The 20,279-nt window shown below is 57.3% G+C and carries 21 protein-coding genes; 15 read left to right on the forward strand and 6 right to left on the reverse strand.

Annotated elements, in window-relative coordinates; all coding sequences use genetic code 11:
• Nucleotides 1-247 precede the first annotated feature (247 nt).
• Nucleotides 248-2,122 (forward strand): excinuclease ABC subunit UvrC, encoded by a 1,875-nt coding sequence (gene uvrC, locus ACR0MQ_RS08620; RefSeq protein WP_480607737.1) that lies wholly within the window; start codon nucleotides 248-250, stop codon nucleotides 2,120-2,122.
• On the opposite strand, the gene ACR0MQ_RS08625 is transcribed toward uvrC, so the two are convergent.
• Nucleotides 2,119-3,003 (reverse strand): DMT family transporter, encoded by an 885-nt coding sequence (locus ACR0MQ_RS08625; RefSeq protein WP_480607376.1) that lies wholly within the window; start codon nucleotides 3,001-3,003, stop codon nucleotides 2,119-2,121. The genes uvrC and ACR0MQ_RS08625 overlap by 4 nt on opposite strands.
• 190 nt (nucleotides 3,004-3,193) lie before the next feature.
• Between ACR0MQ_RS08625 and pgsA the strand changes: the two genes are divergently transcribed.
• From pgsA to ACR0MQ_RS08640, 3 genes are read left to right on the forward strand one after another with little or no spacing between them, the layout of a single operon-like run.
• Complete coding sequence (gene pgsA, locus ACR0MQ_RS08630; RefSeq protein WP_010443580.1) at nucleotides 3,194-3,862, forward strand: CDP-diacylglycerol--glycerol-3-phosphate 3-phosphatidyltransferase; 669 nt, start codon at nucleotides 3,194-3,196, stop codon at nucleotides 3,860-3,862.
• Nucleotides 3,863-3,865: 3 nt separating this feature from the next.
• Nucleotides 3,866-4,111 carry a molybdopterin converting factor subunit 1 gene (gene moaD / locus ACR0MQ_RS08635; RefSeq protein ID WP_010443581.1) on the forward strand — a complete coding sequence of 82 codons (246 nt, stop codon included), beginning with the start codon at nucleotides 3,866-3,868 and terminating at the stop codon, nucleotides 4,109-4,111.
• A 1-nt stretch (nucleotide 4,112) separates the two neighbouring features.
• The gene (locus tag ACR0MQ_RS08640; RefSeq protein ID WP_170544819.1) at nucleotides 4,113-4,556 is read left to right on the forward strand and encodes a molybdopterin synthase catalytic subunit; all 444 of its coding nucleotides are present in this window, start codon (nucleotides 4,113-4,115) and stop codon (nucleotides 4,554-4,556) included.
• A gap of 49 nt (nucleotides 4,557-4,605) precedes the next feature.
• Here ACR0MQ_RS08640 and ACR0MQ_RS08645 read toward each other — a convergent pair whose 3' ends face one another.
• From ACR0MQ_RS08645 to ubiA, 4 genes are all read right to left on the reverse strand, one after another.
• Nucleotides 4,606-5,136: a hypothetical protein gene (locus ACR0MQ_RS08645; protein WP_170544816.1), complete on the reverse strand. Its 531-nt coding sequence runs from the start codon at nucleotides 5,134-5,136 to the stop codon at nucleotides 4,606-4,608.
• Between the two features lie 163 nt (nucleotides 5,137-5,299).
• Complete coding sequence (locus tag ACR0MQ_RS08650; RefSeq protein ID WP_170544813.1) at nucleotides 5,300-5,620, reverse strand: hypothetical protein; 321 nt, start codon at nucleotides 5,618-5,620, stop codon at nucleotides 5,300-5,302.
• Between the two features lies 1 nt (nucleotide 5,621).
• Complete coding sequence (locus tag ACR0MQ_RS08655; protein WP_480607740.1) at nucleotides 5,622-7,520, reverse strand: OmpA family protein; 1,899 nt, start codon at nucleotides 7,518-7,520, stop codon at nucleotides 5,622-5,624.
• 66 nt (nucleotides 7,521-7,586) lie between these two features.
• Nucleotides 7,587-8,549 (reverse strand): 4-hydroxybenzoate octaprenyltransferase, encoded by a 963-nt coding sequence (ubiA, locus tag ACR0MQ_RS08660; RefSeq protein WP_170474024.1) that lies wholly within the window; start codon nucleotides 8,547-8,549, stop codon nucleotides 7,587-7,589.
• Nucleotides 8,550-8,561: 12 nt separating this feature from the next.
• Here ubiA and ACR0MQ_RS08665 point away from each other — a divergent pair, with 12 nt between their 5' ends.
• The 10 genes from ACR0MQ_RS08665 (at nucleotide 8,562) to ACR0MQ_RS08710 (ending at nucleotide 18,386) form a co-directional block, all read left to right on the forward strand.
• Nucleotides 8,562-9,287 carry a 16S rRNA (uracil(1498)-N(3))-methyltransferase gene (locus ACR0MQ_RS08665; RefSeq protein WP_170772079.1) on the forward strand — a complete coding sequence of 242 codons (726 nt, stop codon included), beginning with the start codon at nucleotides 8,562-8,564 and terminating at the stop codon, nucleotides 9,285-9,287.
• Entirely contained in the window at nucleotides 9,287-10,132 is an 846-nt protein-coding gene (locus tag ACR0MQ_RS08670; protein WP_480607380.1) for a GNAT family N-acetyltransferase, read from the forward strand. The genes ACR0MQ_RS08665 and ACR0MQ_RS08670 overlap by 1 nt, the downstream gene beginning before the upstream one ends.
• Nucleotides 10,129-10,656 (forward strand): hypothetical protein, encoded by a 528-nt coding sequence (locus ACR0MQ_RS08675; protein WP_480607383.1) that lies wholly within the window; start codon nucleotides 10,129-10,131, stop codon nucleotides 10,654-10,656. Before ACR0MQ_RS08670 ends, ACR0MQ_RS08675 begins: the two co-directional genes overlap by 4 nt.
• A gap of 67 nt (nucleotides 10,657-10,723) precedes the next feature.
• Nucleotides 10,724-12,094 carry a glutamate--cysteine ligase gene (locus ACR0MQ_RS08680; RefSeq protein WP_480607386.1) on the forward strand — a complete coding sequence of 457 codons (1,371 nt, stop codon included), beginning with the start codon at nucleotides 10,724-10,726 and terminating at the stop codon, nucleotides 12,092-12,094.
• A 70-nt stretch (nucleotides 12,095-12,164) separates the two neighbouring features.
• A complete protein-coding gene (gene pheS / locus ACR0MQ_RS08685) occupies nucleotides 12,165-13,238 on the forward strand; it encodes a phenylalanine--tRNA ligase subunit alpha (protein WP_480607389.1) in 1,074 nt (357 codons plus the stop codon).
• Nucleotides 13,239-13,291: 53 nt separating this feature from the next.
• Nucleotides 13,292-13,831 (forward strand): hypothetical protein, encoded by a 540-nt coding sequence (locus ACR0MQ_RS08690; RefSeq protein WP_480607392.1) that lies wholly within the window; start codon nucleotides 13,292-13,294, stop codon nucleotides 13,829-13,831.
• Between the two features lie 283 nt (nucleotides 13,832-14,114).
• On the forward strand, nucleotides 14,115-14,918 hold the full coding sequence (locus tag ACR0MQ_RS08695; RefSeq protein ID WP_170772070.1) for a prolyl oligopeptidase family serine peptidase: 804 nt from the start codon (nucleotides 14,115-14,117) through the stop codon (nucleotides 14,916-14,918).
• A 60-nt stretch (nucleotides 14,919-14,978) separates the two neighbouring features.
• The gene (locus tag ACR0MQ_RS08700; RefSeq protein ID WP_480607395.1) at nucleotides 14,979-15,386 is read left to right on the forward strand and encodes a cupin domain-containing protein; all 408 of its coding nucleotides are present in this window, start codon (nucleotides 14,979-14,981) and stop codon (nucleotides 15,384-15,386) included.
• A gap of 77 nt (nucleotides 15,387-15,463) precedes the next feature.
• Nucleotides 15,464-17,860 (forward strand): phenylalanine--tRNA ligase subunit beta, encoded by a 2,397-nt coding sequence (gene pheT, locus ACR0MQ_RS08705; protein WP_170772068.1) that lies wholly within the window; start codon nucleotides 15,464-15,466, stop codon nucleotides 17,858-17,860.
• 79 nt (nucleotides 17,861-17,939) lie between these two features.
• Nucleotides 17,940-18,386 carry a YtoQ family protein gene (locus ACR0MQ_RS08710; protein ID WP_170544783.1) on the forward strand — a complete coding sequence of 149 codons (447 nt, stop codon included), beginning with the start codon at nucleotides 17,940-17,942 and terminating at the stop codon, nucleotides 18,384-18,386.
• 49 nt (nucleotides 18,387-18,435) lie between these two features.
• Here ACR0MQ_RS08710 and ACR0MQ_RS08715 read toward each other — a convergent pair whose 3' ends face one another.
• Nucleotides 18,436-19,134 carry a glutathione S-transferase N-terminal domain-containing protein gene (locus ACR0MQ_RS08715; RefSeq protein ID WP_170772066.1) on the reverse strand — a complete coding sequence of 233 codons (699 nt, stop codon included), beginning with the start codon at nucleotides 19,132-19,134 and terminating at the stop codon, nucleotides 18,436-18,438.
• Nucleotides 19,135-19,349: 215 nt separating this feature from the next.
• Between ACR0MQ_RS08715 and ACR0MQ_RS08720 the strand changes: the two genes are divergently transcribed.
• On the forward strand, nucleotides 19,350-20,156 hold the full coding sequence (locus tag ACR0MQ_RS08720) for a mechanosensitive ion channel domain-containing protein (protein ID WP_170772064.1): 807 nt from the start codon (nucleotides 19,350-19,352) through the stop codon (nucleotides 20,154-20,156).
• The last annotated feature ends 123 nt before the right edge of the window (nucleotides 20,157-20,279 follow it).

The raw sequence follows: 20,279 nt of genomic DNA on the forward strand, positions 1-20,279 counted from the left end.
TGCACGTTACAAAAATGTCTTAATTTTCATACACTTGTCTCACATCAGAAAAAGTATCGTTTGAAAACAAATAGTTAAAATACTGCCTATTTTTTGTGCAGATCAACGAATAGGCAATGATTCAAGGAAAAATCACGATGCCCCAAAAGTTATCTGCATACTTATCCACAGAAGTCGTGGATTTGTTTTCTCTTGATCTAATGGGCTCAAGATTGCAGCCATGGTCAGAGAATCATATCTCAGAGCCATGACAGCCAGCACCGACCCAGATTCATCAACACAAGCCACCGGCTATGCCTGCATTCAGCGCTATGTGAAAACGCTAGACAGCTCGCCGGGTGTTTACCGGATGCTGGATGCGGACAGTCGTGTTCTGTACGTGGGCAAAGCGCGCAACCTGAAGGCACGGGTGTCGAACTATACGCGACCCGGGCATTCGGGCCGGATCGAGAAGATGATTGCAGCGACTGCCTCGATGATGTTCCTGACTACGCGGACAGAGACCGAGGCACTGCTGCTGGAACAAAACCTGATCAAGCAGCTCAAGCCAAAATACAATGTGCTGCTGCGGGACGACAAAAGCTTTCCGAATATTTTGGTCGCAAAGGATCACGCATTTCCGCAGATCAAGAAGCATCGCGGGGCCAAGAAGGAAAAAGGCGCCTATTTCGGACCATTCGCCAGTGCTGGAGCCGTAAACCGGACGCTGAACCAGTTGCAGAAAGCATTCCTGCTGCGGAATTGCTCTGACTCAATGTTTGATAGCCGCACGCGGCCTTGCTTGCTCTACCAGATCAAGCGTTGTTCTGGGCCATGTGTTGGGCTGATTTCCGATGCGGACTATCGTGAAAGCGTAAAGGACGCCGAACGGTTTCTATCTGGCAGATCCACCAAGGTGCAGGAAGATTTGGCCGATCAGATGATGGCCGCGTCCGAGGCGATGGAATTCGAGCGCGCCGCTGGTCTGCGCGACCGAATCCGGGCATTGACGCAGGTGCAGACCAGCCAGGGCATCAACCCGCGCGGTGTGGCTGAGGCGGATGTGATCGGCCTGTATATGGACGGCGGGCATGCCTGCGTACAGGTGTTCTTTATCCGCGCCAATCAAAACTGGGGCAATAAGGACTTCTATCCGCGCGTTGGTGCGGACGTGTCTCCGGCAGAGGTGATGGAGGCGTTCCTGGGGCAATTCTACGACAATAAGGAACCGCCGCGTCAGTTGATCCTGTCTGATGCAATCGAAAACGCCGATCTGATGCAACAGGCGCTAACCGAAAAAGCCGGCCGTAAGGTTGAAATCAATGTGCCCCAGCGTGGCGAGAAACAGGAATTGGTGGCCGGCGCCTTACGCAATGCGCGTGAATCACTGGCCCGACGGATGTCAGAAAGTGCCACGCAGGCCAAATTGCTGCGGGGTATGGCCGAGGCATTTGATCTGGACGCACCGCCGAACCGGATTGAGGTTTACGATAACTCTCACATACAAGGAACTAACGCAGTGGGGGGCATGATCGTCGCAGGTTCTGAAGGGTTCATGAAGAACGCCTATCGCAAGTTCAACATTCGTGGCGACGATCTGACCCCGGGTGATGATTTCGGCATGATGAAAGAGGTCCTGACCCGCCGTTTCACTCGCCTGCAAAAAGAAGACCCGGATCGCGAAAAGGGGCTATGGCCTGACCTGCTGTTGATAGATGGCGGAGCCGGACAGGTGAGTGCTGTGCACGAGATCATGCAGGCGCATGGGGTCGAAGATATTCCAATGATCGGTGTCGCCAAAGGCGTGGATCGCGACCATGGTAAAGAAGAGTTTCATCGCATCGGCCAACGCCCCTTTGCCTTGAAACGCAATGACCCCGTATTGTACTTCGTCCAGCGCCTGAGGGACGAGGCCCACCGCTTTGCCATCGGGACGCACCGTGCGAAACGGGCCAAAGCGGTTGGTGCTACGCCCTTGGATGAAATTCCCGGTGTCGGAGCCGCTCGCAAACGTGCTCTGTTGGCTCATTTTGGCAGCGCCAAAGCTGTAAGCCGAGCCAATTTGGCAGACCTAAAAGCTGTCGAAGGTATCTCAGCCGGGCTGGCGCAGAAAGTCTATGATTTCTTCCACGACAAGGGTTAGGCTTTTCGCCCGCGCCAGAGAATATAAAGACCGGAGGCCACGATCAGGGCGCTGCCAATCCACATTGTTTGATCCAATTTCTCTTTGAACAAGAATACACCCAGCCCGATCCCGAACAGTAGTCGGGAGTACCGAAAGGGTGTTACAGCTGAAACTTCGCCCGTCCGCATTGCTTTCATGAGCGACGCATAGGCCATCGTCCCAATCACTACTGCGGTCGCAATGTAGGCACCAGTACTGCCCGTCAAGGCTACCATCGGCGCGCCCTCGTAGAATCTATAGGCGATCCCAGCAACCACGACAGAGAGGAACCCGTAGAACCCCAGCACGTCTGCACCCAGTGTCGCGGGCGCGGCGCGGCTCGCCAGATCGCGACCCGCAAATCCCAACATCCCGAACACCGCCAGAAGTGACAGCATCGTAAAACTATCGCCTGTTGGTCGGATGATGATGACGACACCGACCAGACCAATTGCAATCGCGCTCCAGCGTCGCCAGCCGACGGTTTCCCCAAAGAACAGCGCCGCACCAGCAACCACGACCAGCGGCGTGGCCTGCAATATCACTGTCGCGGATGAGAGTGGCGTCAGAGCGATTGCCAGCAAATAGAACATCCGTCCTAGGATCTCGAAAAAGACGCGAATTTTCATGGGCCGAGACAAGACATCGGGATGGAATAACCGCCCGCCGCGTAAGGTTGTGACGCATGCAAAAATCATTGATCCGCCCGTGCCAAACAGAAGCAAAACCTGCCAGATCGGCAAGTCAGCCGATGCGCCTTTTAGCAGCGCGTCTTCGATCGCGAACAAAGCCATGGCGGCGATCATCCAGGCGCTACCGATCAGGTTCGACCGGGGGTCGGTTTGGATATGCGGTGTCATGTGGGGTTCAGGTACTTTCAGGTGGGACCATCCGCCAATCTGACTTCAATGTCTTGCGGTGCCAAGATGAATCTGAAGACTTCTCTACTGTTGCGACTCTGTGACGTGCCTCGTGCCAAACGCTTGTGTACTGTGAGTTTTTCGCGACCTCATCTTTTATGTCCCGGGCCGGCGATGTAGGGTCCAAGCCATGAAATGGAACCTGCCGAATATTCTGACCGTCCTGCGCCTCGTGGCCGCGCCGGGTCTTGCCGTGATGTTTCTGTATTTCACGCGCCCCTATGCGGATTGGTTTGCGCTGATCCTGTTCCTGACTGCGGCCATCACTGATTGGTTCGACGGCTATCTTGCGCGGGCTTGGAAACAGGAAACCAAAATCGGGGCCATGCTGGACCCAATCGCTGATAAGGCGATGGTTGTGATCGCGTTGATGATCCTGGTGGGCTACTCGACCGAGCACTGGACGCCATGGCTGGTGCTGCCCGCAACGGTCATCCTGTTTCGTGAAGTCTTTGTTTCAGGTCTGCGGGAGTATCTGGGTGACGTGGCTGGGACGTTGAAGGTCACGAAACTGGCCAAGTGGAAAACGACGGCGCAGATGGTGGCAATCGCGATCCTGTTTTCGCAGGGCATATTCGAACACCACTTCGTGATGGCCACGTTCGGAATGGACGCTACGACCATAGATCAAGTGCTGACCGGGCAGGTAGAGGATCTGGGCCATATGCGCTGGCATCTTGAAGGCATGTTCTGGTCTGGCCGTATTGGTCTGTGGCTGCTGTGGATCGCTGCGACGCTGACATTGATCACCGGCTATGACTACCTACGTAAAGCCATGCCCCACCTGAAGGAGAGCTAAGCAATGGACGTGCTGTATTTCGCCTGGGTGCGTGAACGCATCGGTCTGCCTAAAGAAAAGGTTGAGACGCAGGCCGCAACGGTGTCTGATCTGGTCGCCGAGCTTAGCGCGCGAGAGGACCGCTATGCGGCGGCCTTTGCCGATCTGTCCGCGCTGCGGGTGGCTCTGGATCAGGAATTGTCAGATTTTGACGCGTCACTGGCGGGAGTGCGCGAGGTCGCGTTTTTCCCACCCATGACCGGTGGTTAAATTGCGCATCTCGGTTCAGGAAGAAGAGTTCGATCTGGGTGCCGAGGCCAGTGCTTTTGCCGCCGGAGATGACGCCAATGGGGCCATCGTGACCTTCACAGGCGTCGTCCGTGATCTTGCTTCGGGCGATCTGGACGTGATGGAGATCGAGCACTACCCCGGAATGACCGAGCGCGCCTTGACCAAGATCGCCGAAGAGGCGCAGAAACGCTGGTCTTTGGGGGATGTGCTGGTGATCCACCGCCATGGGCGGCTTGCGCCGGGCGACCGGATCATGATGGTGGCCACCGCTGCACGGCACCGCAAGGATGCGTTCGAGGCGGCGGAATACCTGATGGACTACCTGAAATCCCGCGCTCCATTCTGGAAAAAGGAAATCACCTCGGGCGGGGCCGAATGGGTCGCGGCCAAGGATGAGGACGAGGACGCGCTGACTCGGTGGTAAAGACTGGGTCCGGCACCCGTTGCCGGATGCCGAGATTGGGTTGATCGACTTAACTGCTTTGTTCCGTGTTGCAGGTCCGAGCAGCTTCGATCGCTTTCAGAGTGCCATCAAGGCTTACGGTGAATCCGGTTTCTTTTTCCGGGAAAACAGTCATCTCATATTTCTTCATGACGTCTTCGACAAATTGCGGATTGTTGGCCAGAATGTAGCCCCCTGTGTATCCTTCAGCGAGGTGCTTTGTCTTCTTGCGCGCTTCGGCCGAGTAAACGTTGCCGTCCAGCGATAGGATGATTTCCTCCTTTTTGCCTTTCAAGCCGATGTCGTTTTGTGTGAAGACGCCGAGATAACCCATCTCCTGATCTTTTGTCAGTCCCATCTGAACGACGTTGCTGTTACCGTCGACACGCTCGATCAGGCAGGACCCACGGGTTTCATCCACATAGATGGTCCAACCGGACTCTTCGCCCCATTTTGTAAAGGTGTCATTCTCTGACGGGATCACATCGCTTGAGGCGACTGCAGCGGTCGTCACAAACATCCCAAGGATTGCGGCGGTCTTAAAAGTTGGATTGAAAAACATAGTACACTCCAGTTTCTTGGATCGTGAACAGTTCAGTGCGCAGGCAAAAACACACCAATTCATATTATTGAATAAGTTGTGGAAATGAAGACAGTGCTCGCCTATCGGCCAAAATACGCCGATCTAAGCGTAGAAACAGGATTAGCTTTCTAGGTTGCCAAGATCAGTCTGCGTTGTTGATCCTACCACGCAGCTCTTCAGCCTCTTGCCTTGCGGCGCGCAATCCGTCCATGGCGGCGGCCAGTTCGGCCTCGGCCTGGGTCAGTTGGTTGGTCAATTCGGCCTCGCGCTGTTGCAGGTATGTGATCGCCTGATCGCGCGTTTCCTCGGCCTCGTGCAACTCCTGGCTCATGCGGTCCAGATCAGCCACGTCGCTTTGACGGACGCGCGACAGTCGATGTGCCAGCCAGTTCGCAAACCAGCCCATGCAGAAGGCAGCAAACAGGATGATAGCGGTGGCGATAACGAATTCGATTCTGTTCACTTTATTGGTCCTCTGAGCCTGCATCCTGGGCTTCGGCGTCCGGTGATTCTGCTTCTACGGCTTCAAGCCCGGTCTCAGTATCTGGCACAGGTTCAGGCCGGATCAGATGAAACTTGATGCGGCGGTTTATTTCACGGCCTTCTTCGGTGTCATTGTCCGCAATTGGCTGCGTCTCGCCATATCCGACCGCTGAAAAGCTTGAAGTCGGGACACGCCGACCACGTAGTTCGTTCAGGATAGATTGCGCACGCGCCTGGCTGAGTTGCTGGTTCATTTCCTCGCGACCCTGACTGTCGGTATGGCCCTGTATTTCCAATCGTATCGGGCCGCATTCGCGCAGGATGTCCGCGATCTGATTCAACGCATCGCGCGAGTCGGAGGCGACTGTCGCCGACCCTGGTTCGAAGGCGATTTTACTATTGCTTTGAACCTCGGCGATCTGTTCTTCGCAAACCTCCGGATCTGGCAGCGCATCTTGAGGCGCTGGCGGTTCAACATAGGTGATCGACAGGTTGAAATCCTGAGCATCGCCCAGCTTGTCCGATAGCAATCCAGCGATCCGCGCCTTTGCATCGGGATCGTGGCTGACCCCTGTCAGCGAAACGTCGTCTGGCGTTACAGTCAATGCTCCGTTGTGTAGATGCGACAAGGCATCGAGCCCGGCCAGAACCCGAACGGGCCAATCGGTTGGCAGGTCCTGAACCACACGGGTGGCGGTGTAAACCTGCGTTGATCCAAAGGCGGCGCGGGCGAAACTGTCGGTCATGTCGCGTAAGGTCTCGTCACTGACACGGCCACGCAACTGCACCAGACCTTCAGGGCTGAGGGTGGCGTTGAATTCAATCGGTCCAGCGGGATCGTCGGGCTCGGGTTCAGGCAGTACTGCATGAAGGGCGAATACGTCGGGAAGCGCGTTTTCCAATTCCCCCACAACACGATCAAACAAGATGGGGCTGGTATCTTGGGCCGCTACCAACGTGATGTCGGCATCCGACATGGTGACCGACCCCTGTCCAATCTCGGCCAGTGCCAAGATGCTTAGCTGTGCAGCATTAGACCAGCGAGGCGAAGGAACCCCCAGCCCGATTGTACAGGAATATGGCCCGGTCAAACCAGCCTCGCGCGCGGTGGCGACGATCAGCTCCCGCGCGTCTTCACTCTGAGCAGAGCAGGCATCAAACTGTCCGCCGTTTTCATCTATCAGATAGCGGAGCGTAAACGGCGTGATAACGGGGCGGGGCGCCGAGATGGAAAGGCCGATTCGCAGTCCGGGCGGTGCGGCACGGCTCAGGTCTTGTTCCAGCCTGTCTTTCTCCTGCTGGCTATCGGCGATGGCGGTGATACGTACCAATCCAGGGCTGGCGGAAATCTTGGCACGGGGCAGGCCAGAAAGTGCCTCGATCGCATAATCTATGGCTTGATCCCATCCCTTGGGTTCGGCGTAGTCTGCGCTTTCCATCAGATCAGAAACGGATGAGTTCTGATCAAGTCGCTGCAACCTGTCGATCAGGTCGTCGCGATCCAAGCTCGCGGGCACGAGGCCGATGATTGTTATGCCGCTGTCATTGCGCAATATCTCGGCTGAAAAACGGGGTGGGGTCAGGTCGGCGGTGGGCGCGACCTCCATCTCATCGATTACACGCGAGGTATCAACTTCGGTTCCGGCGGCGGTCAGTGCGTTGAACCGGGTAGCTTCATCCGGGGCAGTACCAGTCAATACAACACGCAACCCATCGGATTGGACCTCGGCCCAGTCATGGCCCTTGAGATTCAAAACCCGACGTACTGCAAACTCCGATGAATCTTCTATCTTTGTCACTGCATAGCTCGCCGCCACCAGAGACAGCACGGCGGTCACCGCAAAGATCAACGCAACGGCAAGAGCGTAAGGCATGCGCATAGGTGGGATCGAAACTCCTCGGGCGGTTGGTTCCGGACTCATACAGAGCCCATCACAGAGGTGCAATCAGAGCAAAAGGGCGACGCACAGGAAGATCAGCGGAATCAAGCCGGTGTCGCGATTGGCCCGAAACAGTTGCAGCAATTTGGCGTTGTCTTCCGTGTCCAACCCCCTCAATTGCCAGGCAAGGTGCCATCCCATCGCCCAAGGCCCGCCAAGCGCAACGACCAATGCAAGGACCGACGCCACCGGCAATGCCGCATCGATAATCGCAAGTCCCATCAGACTGACCGTTCCTATCAGAAAATATTTGAGCCAACGCGCGGTATCGGTTCCGAACAGCCGCGCAGTGGATTTGATTCCGATCAGTTCGTCGTCCTCGGCATCCTGATGGGCATAGATCGTGTCATAAAACAGGGTCCAGGCAATGCCTGACAGATAGAGCATGATGGCGGGCCAGCCCACGGTGCCAGTATGCGCTGCCCATGCCAGCAATGCGCCCCAGTTAAAGGCCAGCCCCAGAAAAATCTGTGGCCACCAAGTAAACCGCTTCGCAAATGGATAGATCGTGACGGGAAGCAACGATAAAACACCCATGGCTATGGCGGCTTGGTTGAAAGTCAGCAGAATCGCCAGTGCCAACAAGCATTGCAACACCATCCAGAACACCGCCTGACGCACACTGACCTGACCCGATGGTATTGGGCGCGAGCGGGTGCGCTCGACCTTTCCGTCGAACTCCCGATCGGTGATGTCATTCCACGTACAGCCCGCGCCGCGCATCAGGAAAGCTCCGATGGCGCAACCGATGGCGATCCAAAGATCCTCCCATCGTGGTTGCCCGTCGCTAAGGATGGCCAGTGCCAGACCCCACCAGCAGGGAATCAGCAACAACCATGTGCCAATAGGCCGATCAGCCCGGCTGAGCCGCAGGTAAGGGCGCGCAAAGGTGGGTGCGTACGTGTCGACCCAGTTGCCGGTCGCGGCATCAGCGACCTGACCGTCTGGTGTTGGGGCATTGCCTTGCATATGTAGGGTCTCATGACTGCGAAGATCAGACTGTATGTAGAGCACCCTTTAGGTCCGGGGCAATCGGTTCCTTTGACGCGCGAACAGGCCCATTACCTGTTCGGTGTCATGCGCTTGTCGGTTGGCGGGCAGGTTGCCTTGTTCAACGGGCAGGATGGAGAGTGGCTGGCCGATGTCGCCGAGGCGAGCAAACGTGGCGGCCTACTGTCCTGTGCAGAGCAAACGAAGCCGCTGCAACTGCCGCCCGATCTGTGGCTGCTCTTTGCGCCGATTAAAAAGGCGAGGACCGATTTTATCGTTGAAAAAGCAGCTGAAATGGGCGCTGCGCGGATTATGCCGGTGCAGACAGAGTTCACCAATTCCGAGCGTATTCGGCAGGATCGGCTGCAAGCGCATGCGGTGGAAGCAGCGGAACAATGTGGCGGGACCTTCGTGCCAGAGGTCACTGAATTGCAGCGACTGGATCGCGTGCTTGATACATGGCCTGAAGGTCGTCAGTTGATGTTCTGTGACGAGGCCGAGGTTGGCTCGGCCCTGCGATTGGCCGAAAACGAACCAGGTCAGCCATGGGCCATCCTCATTGGCCCAGAGGGTGGTTTTTCCGACCAAGAACGTAAGCGACTGAAGGCGTTGCCCTATGCTCATGTGGTCAGCCTCGGGCCCCGTATCCTGCGTGCCGATACGGCCGCTGTTGCTGCGATGACCATGTGGCAGCAGGCACTGGGGGATTGGTCTTGATGTGGCGGCCGGCACAGGAAACGGACCTGCCGGATATTGACGCATTTCTGTCCCAGCACATCCAGACATCCATGTTTCCGTTGGCTAATCTACGAGATTTCGGTCTGCGTAAATTGCATCCCCGGTCGTTGAAAGCCTGGGTGCTTGGCGATCCGTTTCGCGCTGTCTTTGCCATCACAAACGAAGGTATGATCCTGTCACAATGCCCGAACTGTTCGGATGATGAGCTTGCTGAGGCCATAAGCCTGATCCGAGGGCACGCTCTGTTTGGCATAGCCTCGGAAGCCACGCAGGCGCGGCGGCTCATGAAACTTGGCGGCTGGGAAGACCGACCCGCGACGCTTAACAGTGATGAGCCGGGGTTTTCGCTGGAGCTGGATCAGCTTCGCATGCCAGACGTTTCGGGCGCCCGTCTGGTTCCTCTGGATGAAGTCGACAGGGCAATCACCGAGAACTGGCGGCGCGACTATCTGATCGAGGCTATGGATTTTGCTCCTGACAGGGCGAAAACACAGGCAGGCGAAGATTTCGAAGCTTATTGCACGCGCGATTCCCACCGGGTTCTTCTGATCAACGATCGGCCCGTCGCCATGACAGGCTTCAATGCGCGCCTGCCCGAGATCGTACAGATCGGAGGGGTCTACACGCCCCCCGAATTGCGTGGCCGAGGTTATGCGCGTCTCGCTATCGCATTGCATTTGACCCAGGCGCGGGGCGCTGGAGTTTCCCGTTCAGTTCTGTTTGCCGCTTCCGATTCCGCCGCGCGTGCTTATATGGCTATTGGGTTCCAACCAGCGGGCTATTTCTCGCTGATCTTGTTCACAAACCCGGAGGACACAGTATGAGTTTCATCCGACCAGAAGCCAAACTGGTCATGTGGCGCTGGCGCGAAGTGCTGGTTGCTGGATTTGTCCTGCTGCTGGGCCTGAGTTGGATCAACGGACCGGGTGGATTGCTGGGCTGGTTGGGTTGGATTCTGGTGGTCGTTTCGATTGCTCTTGCCGTAATCGGATTACAGCGTGCGCGCTTTCGCACCGGTGCAGGTGGTCCGGGCGTTGTGACCATCGATGAAGGTCAGATCACTTATCTTGGCCCTTTAGATGGCGGGATCGTTGCTGCGCGCGAAATCGAACGACTTGCGCTGGATCCAACCGCGCGCCCAGCTCTTTGGGTTCTGGATCAGCCGGGGCAACCGACTCTTCACATTCCGGTGAACGCCGAAGGGGCTGAGGCTCTGTTTGATGTGTTTTCGAACCTGCCAGGGTTGAAAACTGAACAAATGCTGTCGGAACTCAACGGTGGATCAGCGCATCCTGTCGTGATTTGGGAACGGACGCCCTCGCGCCCGGCTCATCTCAGGCTGCATTGACACTGGCGCGGTTTGCGCTCAGGACTGACCTTCAAGACAGACATATCAGGATCGGAGCACGGGTAACATGTCCATCCCCCAGTCCGGCGGCGGACCGATCGAACGCCATGAGCAACTGGCCGAATATCTGGAATCGGGCTGCAAGCCCAAGGATGATTGGCGCATTGGCACCGAGCATGAGAAGTTCGGCTATTGTAAAGACACGCTGAAACCGCTGCCGTTTGAAGGTAAACGGTCCATCGTGGCTGTGCTGGAAGGCCTGCGCGACCGTCATGGTTGGGCCGAGTTGCGCGAAGCCGGGCATCTGATAGGGCTTGAGAAGGATGGTGCGAACGTCAGCTTGGAGCCGGGTGGCGCGTTGGAGCTGTCGGGTGCCCCGCTTGAGACGATCCATGAGACCTGCGATGAGGTGAATATTCACCTGCGTGAGGTGAAGGATATAGCCGATGAGATCGGAGTGGGTTTCATCGGTCTGGGCGCCGCCCCGATCTGGACTCATGACGAGATGCCGTTGATGCCCAAGGGCCGTTACCGGCTGATGAACGATTACATGGAAAAGGTCGGCACCATGGGCCGCGCGATGATGCGGCGCACTTGCACGGTTCAGGTCAATATCGACTTTGGGTCCGAGGCAGACATGGTGCAGAAACTGCGTGTCGCGCTGGCATTGCAGCCGGTAGCCACTGCGCTGTTCGCGAACTCTCCGTTTTTTGAGGGCAAGGTGAACGGCCAGAAAAGTTGGCGCAGCTATATTTGGCGACATCTGGATGATGCACGGACGGGCATGCTGCCCTTTGTATTCGAAGAGGGCTTCGGGTTCGAACGCTATGTACAATATGCGCTCGATGTACCGATGTATTTCGTCTATCGCGACGGGCAATATATCAACGCGCTGGGCATGTCATTCCGCGACTTCCTGCAGGGCAAATTGCCTGCATTGCCCGGCGAGACACCGACTCTGTCCGATTGGGCCGATCACCTGACCACGGCCTTTCCCGAGGCGCGGATCAAGAAATTCATGGAGATGCGCGGTGCCGATGGTGGCCCATGGCGCAGGCTCTGTGCGCTGCCGGCTTTCTGGGTTGGTCTGACCTATGATCAAACCGCATTAGATGCGGCATGGGATCTGGTCAAAGGTTGGGACGCCGAGACGCGCGAAGCCCTGCGGGTCGAGGCTGCCAAGGATGGTCTGCAAGCGCAGGTTGGCAACATCAATATGCATGATCTGGCGCGCGAAGTGGTCTCGATTGCCGAAGCCGGACTTGCGTCCCGCGCGCGCCCTGGTGCGGGTGGTCTGGTGCAGGACGAGACGCATTTCCTCAACGCGCTCAAGGACAGCATCGATACGGGCAAGGTTCCGGCTGATGAGTTGCTGGATCACTACAATGGCGACTGGAATGGCGACCTGACCCGGATTTATCCCGAATACAGCTATTGATCCCCACCGTCCCGCTTGCATTCGCGGGGCGGGGCCGATAGCAGGTTGGCGACCAAATTCAGAGGGCGTCATGGACGATCTTAAGGCAAAATATCTGGGCCAAATCGCCGAAGCAGGCGATGAAAACGCGCTTGAGGCGATCCGCGTCGCTGCTGTGGGCAAAAAGGGCGAGGTTGCGCTGAAGATGCGCGAGTTGGGCAAGATGACCCCCGAAGAGCGTCAGGTCGCAGGACCCGCGCTGAACGCCCTGAAGGATGAAATCAATTCGGCGCTTTCCGCCAAGAAGGCTGCGCTTGCCGATGCTGCGCTGGATGAGCGTCTGCGCACTGAATGGCTGGACGTCACCCTGCCGACTCGCACGCGCCGCCATGGTTCGATCCACCCGGTCAGCCAGGCGACCGAGGAATTGACCGCGATCTTTGCCGAACTGGGTTTCTCGGTGGCCGAAGGGCCGCGGATCGAGACCGACTGGCATAACTTCGACGCCCTGAACATCCCCGGCCACCACCCCGCGCGGGCCGAGATGGACACGTTCTACATGCACCGTGCCGAGGGCGACAATCGCCCGCCGCATGTGCTGCGCACCCATACTTCGCCAGTGCAGATCCGCTCGATGGAGCTGCAGGGCGCACCGATCCGCGTCATCTGTCCGGGCGGCGTCTACCGCGCCGATTATGACCAGACCCATACGCCGATGTTCCATCAGGTCGAAGGGCTTGCCATCGACAAGGACATCTCGATGGCGAACCTGAAATGGGTTCTGGAAGAGTTCGTTAAAGCGTTCTTCGAGGTCGACGATGTCGAGCTGCGCTTCCGCGCCTCGCACTTCCCATTCACCGAGCCATCGGCCGAGGTCGATATCCGCTGTTCCTGGGATAACGGCCAGTTGAAGATCGGTGAGGGCGACGACTGGATGGAGATTCTGGGCTCCGGCATGGTCCACCCCAAGGTGATCGCCGCCGGTGGCATCGACCCCGAGGTTTATCAAGGCTTTGCCTTTGGCATCGGGATCGACCGTCTGGCGATGCTAAAATATGGCATCCCGGATCTGCGGGCGTTCTTTGATAGCGACCTGCGCTGGCTGCGGCACTATGGGTTTGCGGCGTTGGATTTGCCGAACTTGCATGGTGGTTTGTCGCGGTGACTATAACCTCTTCGGAGATTTTCGAAGGGGTTAATGCTGTTGCGCAGCTCGGAATGGCTGTGGTGGTGGGGCTTGGAGTCTGGGTTGCGTATCGACAATTGCATTCGTGGAAAGATCAAGCCGCATTTCAGAAGCGTTCAGGAACAGCTGAAAACCTGCTTTCGAAAGCCATCTTCGTTTCGGATGAATTAAGGGCGTTGCGCTCGCCTATCGATCCACAACCGAAAGATTTGGATGAGGTCAATGCCTCCGCGCTTGAGCGGCGGCAAAACCGTTTCATAGAAAAGTATGACTTGTTCCAAAACCTTCGCGAGGCTCAAGTTCAGGCGGACGCCATCTTGGGTAACGATGAAGTCGGAAAGAACATCGACGTTTTATTCCGAGTTAGAAACGAAGTGCTAATCGCAATTGATGAGCTCATAGCTATTGCGCGATCTGCTTCAGTTGCTTCGCGAGATAGATCATTTGAGCAAGAATTGCAGTGGAAGGTTCACGGCACATATTCAGAAAAGTATGATCCGCTCGGTATGCAGCAGCTAGAAGCCTTGAATGAACTAAAGCGTTTGTTGAGCAGCGAGATTTCACCAAAATAGGCGCGGAGCAAAGGCCGATAGGCCGCCGCGCTATCGCCAGACCACGGGCTGGCGATTTGTCTCCGTTAGCGCTCCGTTTGAACGTTTCGCGGATTTGGCTGGCATAAAGTGCCCACCACAACCCTTTGATCGCCATCCCGGGGTCTGGCGATAGCGCGGCTTTGTGATTTGATCCGTTGTAGGGTGGGGTTTTACCCCACCGTGGGGCGGTTGGTGGGGTGAAACCCCACCCTACACCAATATGTTATGTGACAGTGCGGCAGACGTCGCTAGGCTCCCGCTTATGATCTATCGACTGCTTTTTCTTCTGCTGACCGCGACTCCGGCCTTTGCGATGGGCCCGTGGAAATCTGACTGCCACGGCGATACCGCCTGTGAGATCGGCGACCGCTCATACCATGTGCTGGAACCCGATGGCTGGGATGGCGAAACGCCTCTGCCAGTGCTGTTGCATTTCCATGGCTGGGCGCGGCAGGGCGATGTGGTGGTGAACCATGAACGCATCGCCGGGGCAACCAAGCTGCGCGATGTGCTGCTGGTGGCTCCGAACGGGCTGGGCAAAAGCTGGAATTTCTGGACCGCTGATACCGCAGACGTGCCGTTCGCTGATCGGGTGTTAGAGGATGTTGTCAAGCACTATCCCATTGATCCTGAACGCATCTATGTCTCGGGCTATTCCTATGGCGGCGCGATGGCATGGCGCTTTGTGTGCCAGTCGGGCAATGACATCGCCGCTCTGCTGGCTGTTGCGGGATCAATCCGCCAAACCGAGGACTGCCCGGAAGCCCCGCGCGAGGTGCGCCATGTACATGGGCTGGACGATTCGGTGATGGATTTCCCGCTTGGGCCAGACGGGGATACGACCTATCCGGTGGCGCTGTGGAAGGCCAAGTTCGACTGCAACGGCGCGACCCCGCGCGGGGATTGGAGCGTGAAGCCGTTTCTGACGCTCAGCCGGATAGAGTGGACCGATTGCGCGCAGGGGCAGGTCACGCTGGATACGCATCCGGGCGGGCATTTCATTCCTCACGGCTGGATCGGCTGGCAGTTGGACGAGCTTTTGGGCCGAACGCCAACTTATCCATAACCGTTGACTTCGCTGCCGCAGCGCGATCACTTGCCCGGACAATTAAACAGGAGATGACCCGTGAAACCGCTTCTGCTGGGCGCATTGATCCTTGCCGCCACTTCCGCTCAGGCAAAGGACACATACCCGCCGGTTGAATTGCTGTTGCAGACCGATACCTCGATCATCGGCGAGCCACTGGAATATCCGGCAGGGCAGGCTGAAATCACTATGGCGATCGTCACCATGCAACCGGGACAGCAGACAGGCGATCACCGTCATGATGCACCGTTGGCGGCCTATGTTCTTGAGGGTGAGATCACCGTTGACTATGGCGAAGCTGGTACGCGTGTCTACAGAACCGGGGATGCCTTTGTCGAAGCCTTCCGCTCGACCCATGCCGGGGTGAATACGGGTAGCGGGATCGCGCGTATTCTGGCTGTATTTGCCGGGTCGGACGCTGTTTCGAACACGGTTGCCGAAGACTAGGCCAACGGCCTCTTTCCCCTGTGTACAATATCCGCTACATGCGGTCTGACCCGAGATTTACTGGCGGATGACGACCGATGAAATTCACTCTTTCCTGGCTGAAAGACCACCTCGATACTGACGCTTCGGTGGATGAGATTGCCGAGGCGCTGACCGACCTCGGGCTTGAGGTCGAAGAGATCGTCAACCCGGCGGACCGCCTGGCGGGCTTTACGCTGGGCCATGTGAAACATGCCGAGAAACACCCCGACGCCGACAAGCTTCGAGTTTGTACGGTTGAGACCGACGAGGGCGACCTGCAGATCATTTGCGGCGCACCCAACGCGCGCGAAGGCATCACCGTCGTTGTGTGTAAGCCGGGCATGTATATCCCTGGTCTGGATATCACCATCAGCGTTGGCAAGATTCGAGGTGTCGAAAGCTTTGGCATGATGGCGTCCGAACGCGAGCTGGAGCTGTCGGACGAGCATGACGGAATTATCGAGCTGCCTTCGGGCGAGGTCGGTGACAAGTTTATCGACTGGCTGGCCGAGAACGAGCCGTCGAAGGTTGACCCGATGATCGAGATTGCGATCACGCCAAACCGCCCGGATGCGCTGGGTGTTGAGGGGATTGCGCGCGATCTGGCTGCTCGTGGTTTGGGCACGCTGAAGGTGCGCGACTATGTGCCGGTGCCAGGTGATTTCGAAAGCCCGATCAAGGTGTCGATCGACGAGGATACGCTGGACGGCGCACCGCATTTCACCGGTCGGCTTATCAAGGGTGTTAAGAACGGTCCTAGCCCGCAATGGCTGCAGGATCAGCTAAAGGCGATTGGTCTGCGTCCGATCTCGGCTCTGGTGGATATCACCAACTATATGACCTTCGATCACAACCGCCCGCTGCACGTATTCGATGCCGACAAGGTGCAGGGTAACCTACGCGTTCACCGTGCCAACGGTGGTGAGAAGTTGGTTGCTCTGGATGAGAAGGAATACACACTACAGCCCGGCATGATGGTGATTTCGGACGACAAAGGCCCGGAATCAATCGCCGGTATCATGGGCGGTGAGGAAACCGGCTGCACCGAGGAGACGGTGAACGTCTTCCTTGAAAGCGCGTTCTGGGATCATGTGCAGATCGCCCTGACGGGCCGTGCGCTGAAAATCAATTCGGATGCGCGCTATCGCTTCGAACGTGGGGTCGACCCGGAATACACCCGCGAAGGGTTGGAGCACGCGACGCAGATGATCCTGGATATCTGCGGCGGTGAAGCCTCGAACGTGGTTGAGGCGGGCAATGCGCCGAACCACGCGCGGGCCTACAAGCTGGATGCGGCGCGAGTGCAGTCTCTGGTCGGGATGGAAATCCCGGAAAGCGAGCAGCGGCAAACCCTGACCCGTTTGGGCTTCCGTCTGGATGGAGAGATGGCGCACGTGCCCAGCTGGCGACCAGACATCATGGGGGAAGCTGATCTGGTGGAAGAGGTTGCGCGGATTGCTTCACTGACCAAGCTGCAGGGTATTCCTCTGCCACGCACCACGGCGGGTATCCCCAAACCGGTCATGACGCCGACGCAGCGCCGCCAGTCGATGGCGCGACGGACTTGTGCCGCACTGGGGTATAATGAATGTGTATCCTACACCTTCATAGATCAGGCCTCGGCTGCGCTGTTTGGCGGTGGCGACGCTGCAACCATGCTGGAAAACCCAATCTCGTCCGAGATGAGCCATATGCGCCCTGATCTGCTGCCTGGTCTGCTGCAGGCGGCGGCGCGTAATCAGGCGCGGGGTTACGCAGATCTGGCTCTGTTCGAGGTCGGTCCGGTGTTCCACGATGGCGAGCCGGGGGATCAGCAGACGCAAATCACCGGCCTGTTGGTTGGGCGCAGCGGCCCCAAGGATGTGCACGGTGCGTCCCGCCCGGTTGACCTGTTTGATGCGAAGGCTGACGCCGAGGCGGTGCTGGCCGCAATTGGCGCGCCAGCTAAGGTACAAATTCTGCGTGGTGGCGATGCCTGGTGGCACCCGGGTCGTCACGGCAAGATTTGCCTTGGCCCGAAAAAGGTTCTGGGTGTTTTTGGTGAGTTGCACCCTCGCGTCTTGCAGGCCATGGACATCAAGGGTCCGGCAATGGCGTTCACCATTTGGCCAGATCAGGTTCCGATGCCGCGTAAATCCGGAGCAACCCGTTCCGCCTTGGAACTGCGTGACCTGCAGGCGGTTGAGCGTGACTTTGCGTTTGTCGTTGATGCCAATATCGAGGCGTTAACGCTGGTGAATGCAGCTGCAGGGGCCGACAAGGCACTGATTGAAGACGTTCGGGTGTTTGACGAGTTCATCGGGGGTAGCCTTGGTGAAGGGAAGAAATCCCTGGCCATTACCGTTCGGCTGCAGCCATCTGACTCGACCCTCAAGGAAAAGGACATCGAAGAGGTCAGTGCAAAGATCGTCGAGAAAGTGGCGAAAGCGACTGGTGGCGTGCTGCGCGGCTGAGGATGTTTCCACCCAGGGTGGGACATATATGATATCACGAAGGGGCGGGCGCGCCCCTTTTTTGCGGGAGGAATAGGTCATGTTAAAAGTTTATCTTTCGGGTGAGATTCACACGGATTGGCGGGAACAGATTATCGCAGGTGCCGAGGGGCTGGACATAGAGTTTAGCAGCCCAGTGACAGATCATGATGCGTCGGATGATTGTGGCGTCGCGATTTTGGGGGCAGAGCCAAACAAGTATTGGCATGACCACAAGGGTGCGATGGTGAACGCGATCCGAACCCGCAAGGGGATTTCAGACGCTGATGTGGTCGTTGTACGCTTCGGGGACAAATACAAGCAATGGAATGCAGCCTTTGATGCCGGCTACGCGGCGGCCTTGGGCAAATCGATCATCGTGTTACATGGAGCCGATCATCAACACGCTTTGAAAGAGGTGGACGCGGCCGCGCTTGCGGTGGCGGAAGAGCCCGCGCAGGTTGTCGAGATTCTGCGTTACGTCGAGACAGGCCGATTGCCAGGCTGAATGGCCCAAGGGCGTGCGGCACTTTGGCGCCGCCGCCCTGTGGTTCAAGTTAATCCCGAGGCGGGATGGTCAGGCCCTTCTGAACTGCAGGCCTTTCCAGAAAACGGTCGAGATAGGCCGCTACATTGCTGTAGTTGTCCCAACCGAGAACTTCTTTGACGCCATAATAGTCGAGACCACGTAGCCAGGGTGCGATGGCTATGTCCGCGATCGAATAGTCTCCGGCGATCCAATCCCGGCCGTTCAGCTGTGTTTCCAAAACATTCAACAAGCGTTTGCCCTCGTTCACATAGCGTTCGCGGGGACGGGGGTCTTCGATCTCGCTGCCAGCGAACTTGTGGAAATACCCCAACTGACCGAACATCGGCCCAACGCCGCCCATCTGGAACATCAGCCATTGGGTGACTAAATGTTTGTCCGCCTTGCTCTGCCCCAGCAGCATGCCGCTTTTCTCGCCCAGATACAGCAGGATCGCTCCGCTTTCGAAAAGCCCCATCGGGACCCCATCGGGCCCGTTCGGATCAATGAGAGCCGGGATCTTGTTATTGGGATTTAGCGACAGAAATTCGGGACTTTGGACATCCGCATCTGCCAGCGTAACCAGATGTGCCTCGTAGGGCAGTCCGGTTTCCTCCAGCATGATCGACGCTTTGACCCCGTTGGGCGTTGCATAGGAATAAAGTTGGATGCGATCAGGAAATTGCGGCGGCCATTTGGCCATGATCGGGAATGAGGTGGTGTCCAGCATGATATGCTCCTGCGAGTTATAGGTCTCAATGTGGTGGCATGAGCGCAGATTGTCAGGTGTTTGAGTGTGCAGGACCGGACAGTGACTGTTTGCTGGGGAACAGCAGGGGGAAAACTCGGAAATCGTGCACCTAGACCTGAGCGTAAATATGTCCCAAACTTTCAGTGATCCCGCGCCAACAGCGCGGGTTTGCTGTTGGTGCAAAGGAGAAGCACGTGGAAGACGTCGTAACACAGGTGGGCGCATTTGGTCCGCTGATCATGAGCGCGATCAAAGCGCTGATCGTTCTGGTATTGGGTTGGATCGTCGCCGGAGCCATAAGTGGTCTGGTGCGGCGGCGGATCAACGCGACACCGCATATCGACCCGACTTTGGGGAATTTTGTTGCGAGCCTGGTGAAATGGGTGCTGCTGGCGATAGTCTTTGTCGCCGTGCTGGGCATCTTCGGTATCGAGGCGACCAGCATCGTGGCCATTCTGGGTGCCGCATCCTTGGCCATCGGTTTGGCGCTGCAGGGAACACTCAGTGATTTAGCCGCAGGCGTGATGCTGGTCGTGTTCCGGCCTTATAAGTTGGGGCAGTATGTCGATATTGGTGGCACTGCAGGTACGGTGAAAGACCTGAACCTGTTCACGACTGAGCTGGTGACGCCTGATAACGTACAGATCATCGTGCCAAACGGTCAGGCTTGGGGTTCGGTGATCACAAACTACTCCGCCCATGACACGCGCCGGGTCGATCTGGTGTTCGGCATCGACTATGGCGACAGCGCGGATGAGGCGATGAACATTATTCTGGATGTGGCCAAAGCCGATAGTCGGATCATGGCTGATCCTGAGGCTTGGGTGCGCGTGACAAACCTTGGGGATAGCTCGGTTGATCTGACAGCGCGCCTGTGGTGTGCGGCGGCTGACTATTGGGATGTTAAGTTCGAACTTACCAAAACGATCAAGGAAGCGTTTGACGCCAAGGGCGTATCCATCCCGTATCCGCATTCAGTGGAGATTCACAAGGAGGCGTAAGCCTCCCGCCCGTCGCTCGGGCATTGAATTGCCCTCCTCCGATTGGGCCGGGCACCGCGCCAAAGCGCGGTGCCTTTTTTGCGCGACCGTTGATCCAGAAAACAACAGCGCCGCGCTTTTGGC

The sequence above is a fragment of the Ruegeria sp. AN6 genome (assembly GCF_056540425.1).

Coding starts and splice junctions, on each gene's coding strand:
- uvrC (WP_480607737.1), top strand. CDS start 248: ATGACAGCCAGCACCGACCCAGATTCATCAACACAAGCCACCGGCTAT.
- ACR0MQ_RS08625 (WP_480607376.1), bottom strand. CDS start 3,003: ATGACACCGCATATCCAAACCGACCCCCGGTCGAACCTGATCGGTAGC.
- pgsA (WP_010443580.1), top strand. CDS start 3,194: ATGAAATGGAACCTGCCGAATATTCTGACCGTCCTGCGCCTCGTGGCC.
- moaD (WP_010443581.1), top strand. CDS start 3,866: ATGGACGTGCTGTATTTCGCCTGGGTGCGTGAACGCATCGGTCTGCCT.
- ACR0MQ_RS08645 (WP_170544816.1), bottom strand. CDS start 5,136: ATGTTTTTCAATCCAACTTTTAAGACCGCCGCAATCCTTGGGATGTTT.
- ACR0MQ_RS08655 (WP_480607740.1), bottom strand. CDS start 7,520: ATGCGCATGCCTTACGCTCTTGCCGTTGCGTTGATCTTTGCGGTGACC.
- ubiA (WP_170474024.1), bottom strand. CDS start 8,549: ATGCAAGGCAATGCCCCAACACCAGACGGTCAGGTCGCTGATGCCGCG.
- ACR0MQ_RS08665 (WP_170772079.1), top strand. CDS start 8,562: ATGACTGCGAAGATCAGACTGTATGTAGAGCACCCTTTAGGTCCGGGG.
- ACR0MQ_RS08670 (WP_480607380.1), top strand. CDS start 9,287: ATGTGGCGGCCGGCACAGGAAACGGACCTGCCGGATATTGACGCATTT.
- ACR0MQ_RS08675 (WP_480607383.1), top strand. CDS start 10,129: ATGAGTTTCATCCGACCAGAAGCCAAACTGGTCATGTGGCGCTGGCGC.
- ACR0MQ_RS08680 (WP_480607386.1), top strand. CDS start 10,724: ATGTCCATCCCCCAGTCCGGCGGCGGACCGATCGAACGCCATGAGCAA.
- pheS (WP_480607389.1), top strand. CDS start 12,165: ATGGACGATCTTAAGGCAAAATATCTGGGCCAAATCGCCGAAGCAGGC.
- ACR0MQ_RS08690 (WP_480607392.1), top strand. CDS start 13,292: ATGGCTGTGGTGGTGGGGCTTGGAGTCTGGGTTGCGTATCGACAATTG.
- ACR0MQ_RS08695 (WP_170772070.1), top strand. CDS start 14,115: ATGATCTATCGACTGCTTTTTCTTCTGCTGACCGCGACTCCGGCCTTT.
- pheT (WP_170772068.1), top strand. CDS start 15,464: ATGAAATTCACTCTTTCCTGGCTGAAAGACCACCTCGATACTGACGCT.
- ACR0MQ_RS08710 (WP_170544783.1), top strand. CDS start 17,940: ATGTTAAAAGTTTATCTTTCGGGTGAGATTCACACGGATTGGCGGGAA.
- ACR0MQ_RS08715 (WP_170772066.1), bottom strand. CDS start 19,134: ATGCTGGACACCACCTCATTCCCGATCATGGCCAAATGGCCGCCGCAA.